We start from the raw sequence: 14880 nt of genomic DNA on the forward strand, positions 1-14880 counted from the left end.
TTGCCCGCCAAAGCTTAGCATAGGCGGGCTTTTTTATGCGTGATAACTTTATTCTCAATCATGATCTTCAATAGCGGATGACCTCCACCCATTCCTTCCGATCCTGATCTGTAGAAAGATAATTAAACCGAATGGCTGGTTTTTCCTTTGGATCCGATGACCTGATCAGCACGGATCCCCGGGATCAGAGTTCACTGGGTTAATATACACCTGGTATCCATAACTCATATACGTTAGAATTTGTACGCTACACTGGCAATGAAGTTGATCCGCTTTTGCGGGTTCAGCGACCAGTAACCAATATAATATTTAAGTCGCGCAGGGGTTTTCATCAGGAGCCATTGTGGCCAGCTATGAAACCCTGGCGCTGAACGAAGCTTTTAATTCAGCAACTTCTGTTTGCAGCTCCTGTATCGCTTTTATCAGAACGGGTATAAGTCCTGTGTAGTTTAATAATTTCTTACCCTCATTGTCAGTTCGCACCAACTCCGGTATCAGCAGTTCTACATCCTGTGCAAGCAGTCCCAGCTCCTGGTGGTTAACCCTGCCAGAGGGGTCTTTAAGAAGTTGGTAGTTTACCGGCTTTAATTTGCTAAGGGTTGACAAGCCATACTTTACAGGCGTAATATTTGTTTTGGCGCGGCTGTCGGAGTAATTAAAAACGGCGCCAACTGCCAGGTCGTTAAAAGTGCTTGTTTGCGTGTTGTAAAAAACACACCAGTTTGCCGTGGTGGCTATCCTGCCATTCCATATATCAAACTGGAAAAATTTGGAAGCATTGGTATTGTGTGTTACATACAAGCTTCCTTGTACAGTTGTACCATAATTGGTTTGGGCCGGCACTCCACCGATAGTTATATAGCCGGGAGTTAAATTAATTTGCGCAAAAGCAATTGACGTTAGTAACAAAAATGATAGAGATAAAGTTTGTTTTTTCATTTTGATCGGGTTTAAAGTGTTTGCGAAACGTTTTTAATAATTTTGATTTGAATTAGTATGGATATAATTTTATGTATACCGAAGAGTTATCTGCATCGCGAATGCGGAGCATGAGCAGACTCTGCAAATAGCCGAATATTTCAATTTACAAATTCAGTATAACATGCACACAACGTCCCCATTATAAACAAGTAACACTCAACCATCAGGTCGGCTATTCACAATAACACTGCTACAGACTTGCGCCAGTACCGTACCTTCTCAAACTCCTGTTGTTGGTGATTCCAACTCACCTTTTCCTCCCACGAACACCAACAATGACTGCAAGAGAAACCAAAGGGTCCTTGACAATAGACTATCGCTAATAGCAAAATAGCAGGGCCTTAGGCATATTCAATCTATTTGTTGTTTATCTCCTTTATCAAAACAGATTTTTTTGATAAAGTGCAAGTATCAATTCGTAGACTATTCTTTTGCTTTTCGATATAATTAATATTCTCGATTGAAAACTCCCCACCAGTTAGTACAAAGCCCTTTTTACAAGGCAAAAAAACATCATTCAAAATAAATTTTTCATTTTTCCTCATTGTATCTGACCCCAGCAACTCACTATTACTGGCAATGTAGTTATCTCTTATTTTCCTATTTGCAGATAGGAGATTAACTCCAGTATCAAAATTTACAACCCAAATGTTCCCTTTGACTTCAAATAGTTTTACTAAAATATTGTCGATCCTTAAAATAACGGTTTCATTAGTAAAATTATCAACCGTGCCATTCGAGAGATGAGCTAAATATTGTTGCAAAAAGTTTGCTACTCTTGAAGTATCTTTAAAAAAGTAGCTATCATAATCAGATGTATCTTTTGAGTATCGTAAATACGAATCATGATAAACCGGCAAAAAATTATAAATCTTAGAATAGTCACTAAACCTGTTAAGATTTAAATGTTTCATTTTTCTCAATTTCTTGATAAATACGCTTTTATCTGTATTGGGTTTTAGAGGAACTAAGGCTAATCTAAGAAAATCAATTTGGTTACCCTGTGGGGTTTGAATTTCTAATAGAAAGTATCTGTCTATTTTTTTATATGTCTGATTAAATCCTAACAAAGGCAGTAATAAACAAAATATATAAATCGATTTTATCATATAGTTTAATTATTTGCACGAGTAATCTTTACTTCTTTCATATTTGGCTTTGGAGAAGTTGATTTACCATCCCAACTAGGGAATATTCTTTTTCGTGTTTCATCGCTTATTTCGAGTTTACGTCTCCCACCAATATCATTTTTAAAAGTCAGGCCTTCCATTAATACATTTAGCAAATCGGTGACTGTAGGTGCACTTTTACCATCTTTAGTCATTACACCATTCTTATCAAAGTTTGATAATCTTATTAAGTTTCCATTCTTATCTAATTCTGAGGCCCCATCCGTATAGTCTTCATTGTGCTCCAAACGTAATGTGTGCCCTATTTCATGAGCAATAATTTTTGGACTATTGCCTAAAATAGTCTCCGTTTTAGTATTTGCTTTTTGATTTATAACTTTTGCAACATCCTTAGTTAATATTCTATTTACCGTAATTTTCTTATACCAAAAGTAATTCCTCCAACCAGCTGTCATAGCAACTGGACCTAAGTCAATAGGAGGTATTTCCGCACCAGAATTATCACTTTTTAATGTATAATTTACATTGATCATAGTCTGATCATCAGCAAACCCTTTATCGCTTATGTTACCTGCATAAACATTTGAATACTCATCAGTAGCAGAAGCTTTCATAGCTTCTTCCAAATTAGATTTCTGAATTGTATTAGTTATGAAAGACACTGTAAAAAGCTCATCATTAAGCTTAATCTTAGTACCATTTAAGGCCTTCCATAACCCCATAGCATTTTCGAACTCATTTTTATTATCATCAGAAACTGTGTACGTATTATATATGATTTGGATTTGTCCATTGCCATTCTCGTCATAAAATATTTTTAAGATATAATCTCTGCCATCAATATCGGCATTTACAATTGGATTATTAGCAGAAAAATTATACGGGCTTAAATTTGGATATTTATTCATTTTTTGATCAATACTGAACCACCTTCCCAAACGTGGATCATATATTCTTTCTCCAAAATCTAAAATATTACCTTCCCCCTTCACTTCATTATCATTCTCCTTCCCGTTAAACCCATACTTATATTTTGCACCTGCATTCGAGTATGTTCTTCCCGGCATTAACATCCCAAATGCGTAATAGTCCTGTGAAGTTAATACTTCCGCCGTATAATAGTCTATCACCGTATCGCTATCCTCATCAATACCTATTTTCCTGTCGCTTATCGTTACCATCACATTGCCCAAGTGGTTAGTGAGCTCATAAATACGTTTACCTTCCGTACCGTTGGTTACCGGGTCGCCTGTAGCGTTGTAATATTTTAGAATTGCATTTTACGTTTTATGCCGACCCTGAAAAGTACTTTATGCTGCCGTGCAACGGCGATTATTTGGCATACGCTTTTAAGTTTAAAAAAGACAGTTGGAAGAAAACGTACTTTGACCCATTCAGCGAAAATTTGGAGGACATTCAAAAAGGAAAAATTGTAAACCCTTTTGCTAAAACCTAAGGGAGGACAAAGAAGCCAGCTACCAGGCCGGTTGGCAAAAATACAGGTAAACGAATAACGTTTTTCAACTTCCGGTTCTTTGTTGTAGCTTTTATTCCGGCAAAAGGAACGCTATCGGCAAAAAATTATATCTTAAACTGAAAAATAATATTCAACTTCAGTATGCCGGTCGGGACGGAATGCTTCGATCCGCACTTCGCCAACCCTGCTCGTTGTATGTCACCCTAAACAGCATCCAACTTAAATTCAAACACCCATGACTTGGCACGGTTTATTTCACCAAAAGATTTTTTCAGAAATACGATAGAACGATAGACCAAATGGTACAAGCCGCCAGGAGTGGCAGGCAGAACATTGCCGAAGCAAGCATGGCATCCGCAACCTCAAAAGAAACAGAAATAAAACTGACAAATGTTGCCCGTGCAAATTACCTGCTAAGTCAGCAAATAAAACAATTGGAAACCGCCTTCATTAAAGAGGGCGGCTTACGTGAAAGAATGACAAAGGCGAGAATTAATTAGAGAAGGCATTTATTAATGATGGTGGTTTAAGAGAAAGAATGACCAAAGCAAGATTAGATAAAAGAAACAAAAAATAATGTTTTGTGCGACTTACGGGACATCAGTCACATCGTAGCTTTAGTCATACGAGTCTCCAAAGTCCCGGGAGAAAATGAACAGCAGCAGGGCGCAAACAATTGACTTATTTTTCAGTTATCTTTATCCCACACGAATAATGTAAAATGAAAATTGCTACTTACAATGTAAATGGCGTAAACGGGCGCCTGCCGGTATTGCTCCGCTGGCTGGATGAAACAGCGCCGGATATTGTTTGCCTGCAGGAATTAAAAGCACCGGAAGAAAAATTTCCGGAGCAGGCCCTACAAGCCGCGGGTTATAGCGCCATCTGGCACGGGCAAAAAAGCTGGAACGGCGTTGCCATCCTGGCGCGTAACTATGAAATCAGCGAGGTATGCCGTGAACTGCCGGGCGACCCGGAAGATCTGCATAGCCGCTATATTGAAGCAGTCATCAACGGCATTGTTGTGGGTTGTCTTTACCTGCCGAACGGTAATCCCGCTCCCGGGCCAAAATTCGATTATAAGCTGCGCTGGTTTGAACGCTTAACGCTTCATGCTGGCGCACTCCTCGCATCCGGCAAGCCAACGGTACTAACGGGAGATTATAATGTAATGCCAGCAGAGCTTGACGTGTATAAGCCGGAACGCTGGGTAGACGACGCGCTGTTCCGCCCTGAAGTTCGTGCAGCGTTTAAAACCCTTGCAGCGCAGGGATGGACGGATGCAATACGAACACTTTATCCGGATGAGAAGATCTATACGTTCTGGGATTATTTCCGTAACGCATACGAACGTGATGCGGGTTTGCGTATTGATCATTTCCTCCTTAGTCCAAACCTTAGCAGTCGCCTGGTTAGCGCGGGTGTAGACCGGCATGTAAGAGGCTGGGAAAAAACAAGCGATCACGCCCCGGTATGGATTGAACTGGTCTCCTGAAAAAGAGAAAAAGCATATCCTGCTTTCCGGGCAATCAAAATTCGTGTAGCCATTGCCGGTATAGCAGCTTCCGAAAATATGGAATGGAAAATATACACGCTCTTCGTTTCTCTCACTTAACGGAAATTCTTAAAGCCGGCAATGTCATTTTCAGACCTTATTTTACGGTTTTGTATCTTGCAGTGATCAGAAATTCAAAAAAATAACACATAATGCTAAAGGCAGCCGTTCTTTTTCTTTATTGTTTCTTATCACTCACCGCTTTTGCGCAAACCAAACCTAATATCGTTTTTATCCTGGCCGATGATATGGGCTATGGCGACCCGGGTTGCTACGGCCAAAGGCTGATTGAAACGCCTCATATTGATCAACTGGCTGCCGGCGGAATACGCTTTACACAATTCTATGCAGGCACATCAGTATGCGCTCCTTCCCGTTCTTCCCTGCTCACGGGGCAGCATACCGGCCATACCCCTGTTCGGGGCAATTATGAAATTCAGCCCGAAGGACAATTGCCATTACCCGACACAGCCTATACCATGGCCGAAATGCTGAAAAACGCAGGATACGTTACAGGCAATTTCGGCAAATGGGGATTAGGATACCCGGGTTCTGAAGGTGCCCCCAATCAACAGGGCTTCGATCGTTTCTTCGGATACAACTGCCAGCGCCAGTCGCACAACTATTTCCCCGGTCACTTATGGAATAATAACACCAGGATTGACTACGCCAACACCCCCGCCAGCCAGCAATACTATGCGCCAGACCTTATACAAAAAGAAGCCCTTGCATTTATTGATGAATATAAAACAAAACCTTTCTTCCTGTATCTCTCTTACACTTTACCGCATGCCGCTTTGCAATTACCCCAAAACGACAGCCTGCTGGATTACTATAAAAGAAAATTTAACGAACAGCCGCAAGTTATACCCGCATCATGGGATGGTAAAGGCTATCAACCCCAGGCTTACCCGCATGCGGCTTATGCGGCAATGGTAACCAGGCTGGATCATTACGTGGGACAGGTAGTGGAAAAATTAAAAACGCTGGGGCTTGAAAAAAATACCCTCATCATTTTTACAAGTGACAATGGCCCGCACCGCGAAGGCGGTAACGATCCCGCATTCTTTAACAGCAGCGGCGGTTTCAGGGGAATAAAAAGAGACCTGTATGAAGGCGGCATCCGCACTCCTGTGATCGCTTATTGGCCGGCTGTTATTACAAAGCCCAAAGTATCCGGTTTTACAGGAGCCTTTTGGGATTTTATGCCCACTTTTGCCGCAATAGCCGGCGCACCTGTGCCACCTCATACGGATGGCGTTTCCCTGTTGCCCACGCTTTCATCCAAAGGCAAACAAAAACAGCACCCGTTTTTATACTGGGAATTTCATGAAGACGGCGGCAGGCAGGCTGTTCGCATGGGCGAATGGAAAGGGGTACGCTTAAACGTTATGAAAGACCCCGGCAGCCCCCTGGAATTATACAACCTCGATTCCGATCGCGGTGAAACAAAAAATGTTGCTATGGAAAATCCTCGCATTGTGCAAAGCATACAACAGATCATGCAAAATGAACATACAGAAAACATACATTTTCCTTTTCTTAAAAATTGATCATGAAAAAGCTCATACTAACCGCACTGATCAGCTTTACCATCTGTTCGGTGATAACAGCGCAGCAAAATAAGAGCCGTCCCAACATCATCATCATTCTTTCTGATGACCACGCTTACCAAACCATCAGTGCTTATGGAAGTAAGCTGATGCAAACCCCTAATATAGACCGGATCGCCAAAGAAGGGGTGCTGTTCAACAAAGCCTATGTTACCAATTCTATCTGCGGGCCTAGCAGGGCAGTGTTGCTTACCGGTAAGTACAGTCATAAGAACGGGTTTAAAGACAATGAAACTTCTAACTTCAACGCCGGCCAGGATCTGTTCGTAAAACAACTGCAGGCTAACGGGTATCAAACCGCCTGGATAGGCAAATACCACCTCGGAACAAAGCCGCAGGGTTTTGATTTCTGGCAGATATTTCCCGGGCAGGGCAGCTATTATAATCCGGATGTGCTGATGATGGACGGCAGCACCAAAAGAATAGAAGGATATGCTGCCAATATTGTGGAGGATATAACCGAAAACTGGTTAAACGAACGGGATACGAGCAAGCCCTTTTGCCTGGTGATCGGGCATAAATCAACCCACCGTACATGGCTACCCGACACAACAGACATGGGGATGTTTGATGCTATAACTTTTCCTTTGCCCGAAAATTTTTATGATGATTACGATAACAGGGCCGCGGCAAAAGTGCAGGATATGACCATAGCCAGAACCATGATATTAGGCTATGATCTGAAAATGCTGCCTGCCGGTAATAAAGAACCCGCCATTACCCGCATGAATGCCGCCCAACGCGATAAATTTGATGCCTATTATCAGCCTGTTTATGCAGATTTTCAAGCACGCAACCTGTCGGGCAGGGCGCTAACAGAATGGAAATACCAGCGCTATATGAAAGATTACCTGAGCACGGCTGCTGCATTAGACAGGAATATCGGCCGTACGCTGGATTACCTGGATCAGCATCAGCTAACAGATAATACGATCGTAATGTATTTATCGGACCAGGGATTTTATATGGGCGAGCATGGCTGGTTTGATAAGCGCTTCATGTATGAAGAGTCGTTCAGAACACCCATGATGATGCGCTACCCCGGCGTAATTAAGCCGGGTACAAAGCTGAACGAATATGTAATGAACCTTGATATTCCGTCTACCTGCTTAGACGCCGCCGGTGTGGCTATACCCGGAGACATGCAGGGGAAATCCATACTGCCTTTGCTGACCGGTAACAAAGTAAAAGGCCGGGAGGCGATGTATTATCACTATTATGAAAACGGCGAACATGCCGTATCGCCTCATTTTGGCGTACAAACAAAACAATATAAGCTCATCCGTTTTTATAAAAGAGTGGATAGCTGGGAACTGTACGACCTGCAAAAAGATCCGCACGATATGCATAACCTGTATGGTAAAAAGGGATATGAAAAAATTACGCGGGAGTTGAAGTCCCGGCTCAATACATTGATAGCACAATATGAAGATGAGGATGCAAAACAAATACTGAAGGGCAAACAGGCTGAACAATAATTGCCATCTTAATGACACAAAAAATCACTTTATACGAAGCAAAATGAATAAGAACAAACTGATCGCTTTAGCATGTACCCTATTATGCAATATAGCTTTCGGCCAGGAAGCAAAAGAAAATTATGTGCTGATACAACCCGGCGACACGGAAAAAGATATCATTGCCAAAGCGGCAAATGTAACACCTGCACCACGACAACTGCGCTGGCAGCAACTGGAGCTCACCGCTTTTTTTCACTTCGGGATAAACACTTTTACCGATAAGGAATGGGGTGATGGAACCGAAGATCCCGTCCTTTTCAATCCCACGGCATTAGACGCGAAACAATGGGTGCTCGCCGCCAAGAACGCCGGTATTAAGCAGGTGATCATCACCGCAAAGCACCACGACGGGTTTTGTTTATGGCCTACAGCAACCACGAATCACTCTGTAGCAGCCAGCCCCTGGAAAAATGGTGAAGGAGATGTGGTAAAAGAAGTAGCCGGCGCGTGCCGGGCCTATGGCATTGGCTTTGGTATTTATGTATCACCCTGGGACAGGAATGCTTCCGTATACGGAACAGATGCCTACAATGACTTTTTTGTTGCGCAGCTTACGGAATTGCTTACCCGCTACGGCCGTGTAGACGAAGTGTGGTTCGATGGCGCCAATGGCGAAGGACCTAACGGGAAGAAACAGGTATATGATTTTGAGCGATGGTATCAACTGATCCGCAAGCTGCAACCCGCCGCCACCATCGCCATTATGGGGCCGGATGTAAGATGGGTAGGCACCGAGAGTGGCTATGGCCGCGAAACGGAATGGAGCGTAGTGCCTGCCGATAATTTAGATCAAACGGAAATTGCTTCGGGATCACAGCGCGATCTTGTTTTTAAGCCCCAGGGCGATATGACGGGCAATGACCTGGGCAGCCGGGAAAAAATAATAAATGCCAAAGGACTCGTATGGTATCCTGCCGAAACAGATGTATCTATACGGCCGGGCTGGTTTTACCATGCCAGGGAAGACGACAAAGTAAAAACGCCTGAAAAGCTCTTAGATATCTATTACAGTTCGGTAGGAAGGAACGGTGTTTTACTGTTGAATATCCCTCCCGATAAAAGAGGTGTGATACACGAAAATGATATGGCTAACCTGGTGGCATGGAAGAAAATGATTTCCGAAACCTTTGCCGTTAACCTGGCCAATGGCGCAGGTACCAACATCGGCAAAAGCGGGAAACATATCCTTGACCAGGATTATGATACCTACTGGACTACAAGGAAAAAGGATACCACTGCCGTAATTGAGCTGAACCTTAAAGGAAGCAAAACCTTTGACGTGCTGCTCCTGCAGGAAAATATTACCATTGGCCAACGTATTGAAAAGTTCGTGCTGGAATACCAGGAGGGCAAGGAATGGAAAACCATTACCACAGGTACAACGGTGGGGTATAAACGACTGATCCGGTTTGACCCGGTAACGGCAAGCAAAGTGCGGCTGCGTATCCTGTCATCGAGATTAAACCCTACGCTCTCTGAATTTGGATTGTATAAACAAGCGGCACCATAACCCCGAAGGGCAGTCTCAGGTTGCAGGTTGCAAGTTACAGGTTTCAGGTTTCAGGGATAAGACACTGTAATTTACGACCTGTACCCTAACTAACCGTGAGCGTATTGCTATTAACCGTTACCGTGTATTTTTTTAAAGAAGATGGCGCGGGGCCCATGGTTACGGTTCCGCTTACATTGTATTCACTGCCATGGCAGGGGCATTTAAATCCGTTGGAGCCTACATAATCTACCGTGCATTGCTCATGCGTGCAAACCAGGCTTAGCGCCACAAAAGATGCAGCCACGTTGCCGGCTGCCGTTCTGATAACAATAACAGTACCACTGGTTTTTGAGCTGCCTACAGCAGTAAGCTCCGAGGTAAGATTAGCGGTGAGCAAAGCGTTTCCACCTCCGCCGCCGCCAGGACCGGGCGTAGCATTATTATCGGAAGACTTGGAACAGGCTGCTAATAAACTTCCCGCGCATACGGCAACGGTTACCTGGCCAATGTCGTTAATAAAATTCCTGCGATCCATATGTTTCTTTTTATAATGAAATATTAATGTTTCCTGCTTAAATTGAAAGAGCGTGAAATATTGAATCCGAAATAAATATCCCCCTTACCCCAGCTTCCCGTAGTACGCCCGAGGAACAGCGGCTCCACCATGCCCTGTGAGTTGGTTACGTGCACCTGGAAAACATGCCCCCCGGTTTCAATATCAAATCCGGCGGAAAATGAATTGTATACTTTGAATGAATTGACCTGGTTGCCGGGCAGATAATTATATTCCACATTTATACTCGAGCGCTTCGTGATCTTCATTCTTCCGCCCATGCCCAATGCAAACACATCATTTTTATCCACTGCCGCAGGCACCAGGTTATAATGCAGCCAGGCAGGCGATAACTGCAGCGACAAATTGCGGCTGAGCTTTCGCGCTACCAGCAATTGTACGGTGTAGCTGGTACGGTACTTTGCATTGAGATAAGGCTTGTCGCTGTATCTTAACGATGTATAGGCTATGCCTGCCAGCGCCGTTACAGAAACCGGGATGCGTTTCCCGGCACCTTCTGATTGCCGCAAGAGCTTACCTTTCAGATACCCGTCGTATGTTTTCTGAAAGGTACTTCGTCCAATGCCAGCCGTTAGCTCATCGGTAAGGCCGTAGTCGAACCCCATGCGCATTGTGGCATTGTCTAATCCAAAAAACTCATACGCCCCTTCATTTATTTTTCCAAAACGGTGCATGATCATAAACAGCAGCACACCCTTTGCCGGGGTTTCCACAGATTGCGTGTTAATGATGTGCGTGCCCTTAAATGTTGCTGTAACACGCCCCCCCTGTTTATCCGTCATCATGGAATCTTCCAGCATATGCAGCAGGCTGGAATCCTGGGATATTGCTATCTTACCAAAGCAGGTACATAAAAAGAAAAACAATGCATAATATTTCATCCGTATATTTTTAATGTTTTAATGGCCGGACGCCTGCCTGGCCGGAAAACAGGGAACGCCCTGATATATATTCCCCTTTATGTGAAATATTTTACGTGGGCGTTTCATATGGTTTAGTTTACAGGTTTGCAGCTAATTTTTACCTGCACATCAATTTGCCTGGCGATCTTGTCTCTTACAATACCGGGAATGGTAATATCAAAATCCTGCGGTAAAAGATTAAACCGCGCCGTTCCCGTTAGCCCATCCGCAGTAACCTCCAGTGTGGCCGGTGTACTAATAGACTTTTCCACACCATGCAATGTAATTACGCCCTGTACCCGGATGTTGTATATCTGCGGCTTTTGCAAATCAACATCACCGGTAAACGTTCCCTTAAAAAGGGATTTGGGATACCTGTCGCTCTCTACATAGTTCTCATTAAAGTGTTCCTGCATCAGTTCCTTCCTGAACAAAAAACTTTTCATGAGCATGGAAAAGGCCATCGTTTTCTGCGAGAGATCAATAGCCGCATATACCTGGTTATTCTCTGCCTTAATATCTTCCATTGGCGTTTTGGAAAAGAATTGAATAACACCCGTTCTGGTAATATACACCTGCGCAGATGCAGCCGGAATTACCAGTGCGCAGAACCCGATATATAGTATAAACTTCTTCATTCACTGATTTTTTTGAAATGAATCGTTTCCCCTGACACCTCACACCTGGTAAAGCCGTCAGCGATCAGCTATCGGGAGAGTAGCTATTAACAACAGAACAGATATTCCTTCTTTCACTTCTCACCTTTCTCTTCTCCCCGAATTTCGGATTTCGGCCTTCCGGCTTCGGATTTTAAAGTTGAATTTTATTTGGTTTTTGTTATTTGCCTTTTGGTGCTTTGCAATCAATCAGCAGTACAAAGAAGGAGTATTCATCCCATCATTAGTAGTTACTCACTGATAGCTGATATCTCATACCTCACTCCTGCCCCGCTCCTCCCGCTATCCACGCTTTTATTTTATTGATCTCACAATCAGAAAGCTTTCCTCCGTTATCCGGCATTGGAGGATAACCGTTAGCATGCGTAATAACACCTATAAGATTACCATTACCGGCCTGTATTTTCAGGTTAGCATAGCCATCTAAGCTAACATCGCCGTTAACGATACCATTGGCATGGCAGGAATAACAGTTGGCAGCAATAATGGGTAAAATATCCCTGCTGTATTTCATGCCAACGGTATCGCACTGCTGCGGCATCAGCACATCTTCCGATGCTTTGGAGCAGCTTCCCAAAGCCGAAATAAAAAAAATCAGCGCCCATATATAGAGAAGACTACGGATCATACGTTTCAATTTTTATAGAATGATGATACAATCGGTGAGGTTAACATCCATGTTAAAGCCTGTACATTTTCCTTTCACCACCACTTCCATCCCCTCTTTTATATGGTTCATTTCTAACGATGATGCCGGTGAAAAAAAACAGCTTATACCACCTCCTCCCGGTTGCATACCGAGCATTAATACCGCGTCATTACCATTGAGAATAATATCATCCACCCTTCCTTTAACTTCAATTACTTTATTTAAAAACCTTTCATCCGCCGCTGTCTCATCGCTATGGTACCCTTCATACAACAGCGCAGCACTGATGAACAGTTGCGTGTTTTTACCGGATATATCTTCCCGTGGCTTATTATACCAGTACCAGGCCACGGCAAGACATACAAGGGCCACTGCCAAAAAAATTATTATTTTTTTTCGCATTCCTGCTATGCTGTTATTATGATTAATGGAATCTTTTCCCGATACCTAAAAATATACCTGCACTGTTTAGTGAAAGATTACCCTTACCCATACCCGAAACAGGCACCCTGAAATAAGGTTCTGCACGCAACTGGAACGACTTTCCTATCTTTCTTTCATATCCCGCCCCCAGGTTCACTGCCGCCAGCCAGACCCGGGAATTTTCCCTGTAGGTATACCCCTTTGTATGAACGTTGCCATAATATGCATAAGTGTAATTATAATATTCCCTGTTCATTAAATATGAAGACATGCCACCCGTGAGAAACCAGTTGGCCTTTTTGCCACTGCTGAAATTATAGCGAACATTCACCGGCAGGGTTATCATACCACAGTTACCGTTAACCGAATAAATTTCAGCATTGTTCCAGTATTGCCCCAGTTTCGACTTATCAAAATATTCGCCTTTGGTATAATACTGCTTTTTTTCCCATAAAGCGCCGGCTTCCACCTGCCACCGGTTGCTGATCCGGTACCCGAATAATAAACCGCCACTGTACCCTACTCCCGATGTTTTTTGAAACTTAACCGTACTTATATCAGGTGAAACCAATGCCTGTATATAGAAATAGCGGTTTTTTACCGATGGCAGCACTGGTTTTACCTCCTCCCCTGCTGCTGATTCCGGCCGGGTTTTATGGCCATTTTCCCGGGTAGCAGCATTGTGCATAATATATCTTTCTTCCGTTAGTGCCGGCAATACCCTGTCCCTGATCCCTGCTTTTTGCAGGAGCAAAGCAGGCGCATACAACAAACCCCCTAATGACTCTCCTGCTTTGTCCTGCATATTTCCCAATTTATCCCTGAAACCGGTTATATGCTGTTGGGTTTTCATAGTACCCGTTTCCTTTCCGGCAGCTTTATGAGTTGCTATACCCTTCTTTTTCTGCGCGTCTGCAAAAACAATTGTTTCATCCGGAACGGCACCCTCAACAGGAATAGCGTGGCCGGGCTGCTGCCGGTAAGTAACCGGTGCTATATTGCTTATAGAACGGTTATTGAAATTTTTGTCCCAGGTATTATGCGCCATCCATCCGGCAGGGAACAACAGGAGCCACCAGAAGATAAAGCGTCGCTTTTTCTTCTTTTTACCCGTTTCCGGTACATTAGCTTTGCCATGTAAAGCAGCGTGCACACTTTCCCAGTCGGATGCATTTTGGGTATCCACCTCATAGCCTTCCGCGGCTTTACGGAAAAGCGTTTCCATATCGTCGTTCTTCAGGTAAAACATAACACATTATCCTTATTATCTTTTACAAGGTATTTTTGGAGGAAAGCCCTGGCCCTGGCAAGGTTCGACTTTGACGTACCTACGGAAATGCCCAGCATCTTACCAATTTCCTGGTGCGAATACCCGTCAATAACATAAAGGTTGAACACTGCCCTGTACGAGGGGCTCAGCTTTCTTATCAGCTCAATGATCTCTTTGTACAGCAATTGCTCATCCGACCGCACTTCAGCCTCATGACCATTCCATACCTCTTCGCTAATGGGCTGGTACTTCCTTTGCGCCTGGTTTACACGTATATAATCTATGGCTGTATTGATCACTATCCTGCGCATCCAGGCCATGAGCAAACTTTCTACGTTAGCGGCATGCGCATATTCGAATTTGCCAAACGCCCTGAATATTTTCACAAAAGCATCATTGGTAACCTCGGCTGCTGCCTCATAGCTGCTCAGGTAACGGTATACTGTTTTCAGTGCAAAACCCAGGTATTTTTCGTAAAAAACCTTCTGACATTTCGCATCATTGGCAGTACAGCCTCTTACCAGATATAACAATTGTTCCAAACCGCGGTAAACTTTATTAATGATAATTACGGAGTTTGCCCGCTAATGGTTGCGCAGCAACCCTGTTTTTTATAA

General features: G+C 43.5%; 16 protein-coding genes. 5 read left to right on the forward strand and 11 right to left on the reverse strand.

What is annotated here, in order from left to right; all coding sequences use genetic code 11:
- Positions 1–67 precede the first annotated feature (67 nt).
- The 4 genes from PLE34_RS21845 to PLE34_RS07520 all read right to left on the reverse strand — a co-directional run bounded on the left by PLE34_RS21845 (position 68) and on the right by PLE34_RS07520 (position 3292).
- Positions 68–172: a hypothetical protein gene (locus PLE34_RS21845; protein WP_502875863.1), complete on the reverse strand. Its 105-nt coding sequence runs from the start codon at positions 170–172 to the stop codon at positions 68–70.
- Positions 173–351: 179 nt separating this feature from the next.
- Positions 352–939, reverse strand: a complete 588-nt coding sequence (locus PLE34_RS07510; RefSeq protein ID WP_324555505.1) for a tail fiber domain-containing protein — start codon at positions 937–939, stop codon at positions 352–354.
- Between the two features lie 398 nt (positions 940–1337).
- Entirely contained in the window at positions 1338–2090 is a 753-nt protein-coding gene (locus PLE34_RS07515; RefSeq protein WP_324555507.1) for a hypothetical protein, read from the reverse strand.
- A 5-nt stretch (positions 2091–2095) separates the two neighbouring features.
- The gene (locus PLE34_RS07520) at positions 2096–3292 is read right to left on the reverse strand and encodes an RHS repeat domain-containing protein (protein ID WP_324555509.1); all 1197 of its coding nucleotides are present in this window, start codon (positions 3290–3292) and stop codon (positions 2096–2098) included.
- A 595-nt stretch (positions 3293–3887) separates the two neighbouring features.
- On the opposite strand from PLE34_RS07520, the gene PLE34_RS07525 reads away from it, so the two are divergent.
- From PLE34_RS07525 to PLE34_RS07545, 5 genes are all read left to right on the forward strand, one after another.
- Positions 3888–4088, forward strand: a complete 201-nt coding sequence (locus tag PLE34_RS07525) for a four helix bundle suffix domain-containing protein (protein ID WP_324555511.1) — start codon at positions 3888–3890, stop codon at positions 4086–4088.
- Positions 4089–4309: 221 nt separating this feature from the next.
- Positions 4310–5083: an exodeoxyribonuclease III gene (gene xth / locus PLE34_RS07530; protein ID WP_324555513.1), complete on the forward strand. Its 774-nt coding sequence runs from the start codon at positions 4310–4312 to the stop codon at positions 5081–5083.
- A 212-nt stretch (positions 5084–5295) separates the two neighbouring features.
- On the forward strand, positions 5296–6696 hold the full coding sequence (locus PLE34_RS07535) for an arylsulfatase (protein WP_324555515.1): 1401 nt from the start codon (positions 5296–5298) through the stop codon (positions 6694–6696).
- A 2-nt stretch (positions 6697–6698) separates the two neighbouring features.
- On the forward strand, positions 6699–8234 hold the full coding sequence (locus tag PLE34_RS07540) for a sulfatase family protein (protein ID WP_324555517.1): 1536 nt from the start codon (positions 6699–6701) through the stop codon (positions 8232–8234).
- Between the two features lie 43 nt (positions 8235–8277).
- Positions 8278–9786 (forward strand): alpha-L-fucosidase, encoded by a 1509-nt coding sequence (locus tag PLE34_RS07545; RefSeq protein ID WP_324555518.1) that lies wholly within the window; start codon positions 8278–8280, stop codon positions 9784–9786.
- Positions 9787–9871: 85 nt separating this feature from the next.
- Here the strand turns inward: PLE34_RS07545 and PLE34_RS07550 are convergent, their stop codons facing one another.
- The 7 genes from PLE34_RS07550 to PLE34_RS07580 all read right to left on the reverse strand — a co-directional run bounded on the left by PLE34_RS07550 (position 9872) and on the right by PLE34_RS07580 (position 14805).
- Positions 9872–10303, reverse strand: a complete 432-nt coding sequence (locus PLE34_RS07550; protein WP_324555520.1) for a QcrA and Rieske domain-containing protein — start codon at positions 10301–10303, stop codon at positions 9872–9874.
- 23 nt (positions 10304–10326) lie between these two features.
- Positions 10327–11223: a DUF5777 family beta-barrel protein gene (locus PLE34_RS07555; protein ID WP_324555522.1), complete on the reverse strand. Its 897-nt coding sequence runs from the start codon at positions 11221–11223 to the stop codon at positions 10327–10329.
- A gap of 113 nt (positions 11224–11336) precedes the next feature.
- Positions 11337–11882, reverse strand: coding sequence for a YceI family protein (locus PLE34_RS07560; protein WP_324555524.1), 546 nt, complete (start codon positions 11880–11882; stop codon positions 11337–11339).
- A gap of 298 nt (positions 11883–12180) precedes the next feature.
- The gene (locus tag PLE34_RS07565; RefSeq protein ID WP_324555525.1) at positions 12181–12549 is read right to left on the reverse strand and encodes a c-type cytochrome; all 369 of its coding nucleotides are present in this window, start codon (positions 12547–12549) and stop codon (positions 12181–12183) included.
- A gap of 12 nt (positions 12550–12561) precedes the next feature.
- Positions 12562–12948 (reverse strand): OB-fold protein, encoded by a 387-nt coding sequence (locus PLE34_RS07570; RefSeq protein ID WP_502875864.1) that lies wholly within the window; start codon positions 12946–12948, stop codon positions 12562–12564.
- A gap of 46 nt (positions 12949–12994) precedes the next feature.
- Positions 12995–14242: an outer membrane beta-barrel protein gene (locus PLE34_RS07575; RefSeq protein ID WP_324555527.1), complete on the reverse strand. Its 1248-nt coding sequence runs from the start codon at positions 14240–14242 to the stop codon at positions 12995–12997.
- Entirely contained in the window at positions 14230–14805 is a 576-nt protein-coding gene (locus tag PLE34_RS07580) for an RNA polymerase sigma factor (RefSeq protein WP_324555529.1), read from the reverse strand. The genes PLE34_RS07575 and PLE34_RS07580 overlap by 13 nt, the downstream gene beginning before the upstream one ends.
- Positions 14806–14880: the final 75 nt, after the last annotated feature.

The sequence above is a fragment of the Agriterribacter sp. genome, assembly GCF_035445465.1.
Taxonomy (GTDB): domain Bacteria; phylum Bacteroidota; class Bacteroidia; order Chitinophagales; family Chitinophagaceae; genus Agriterribacter.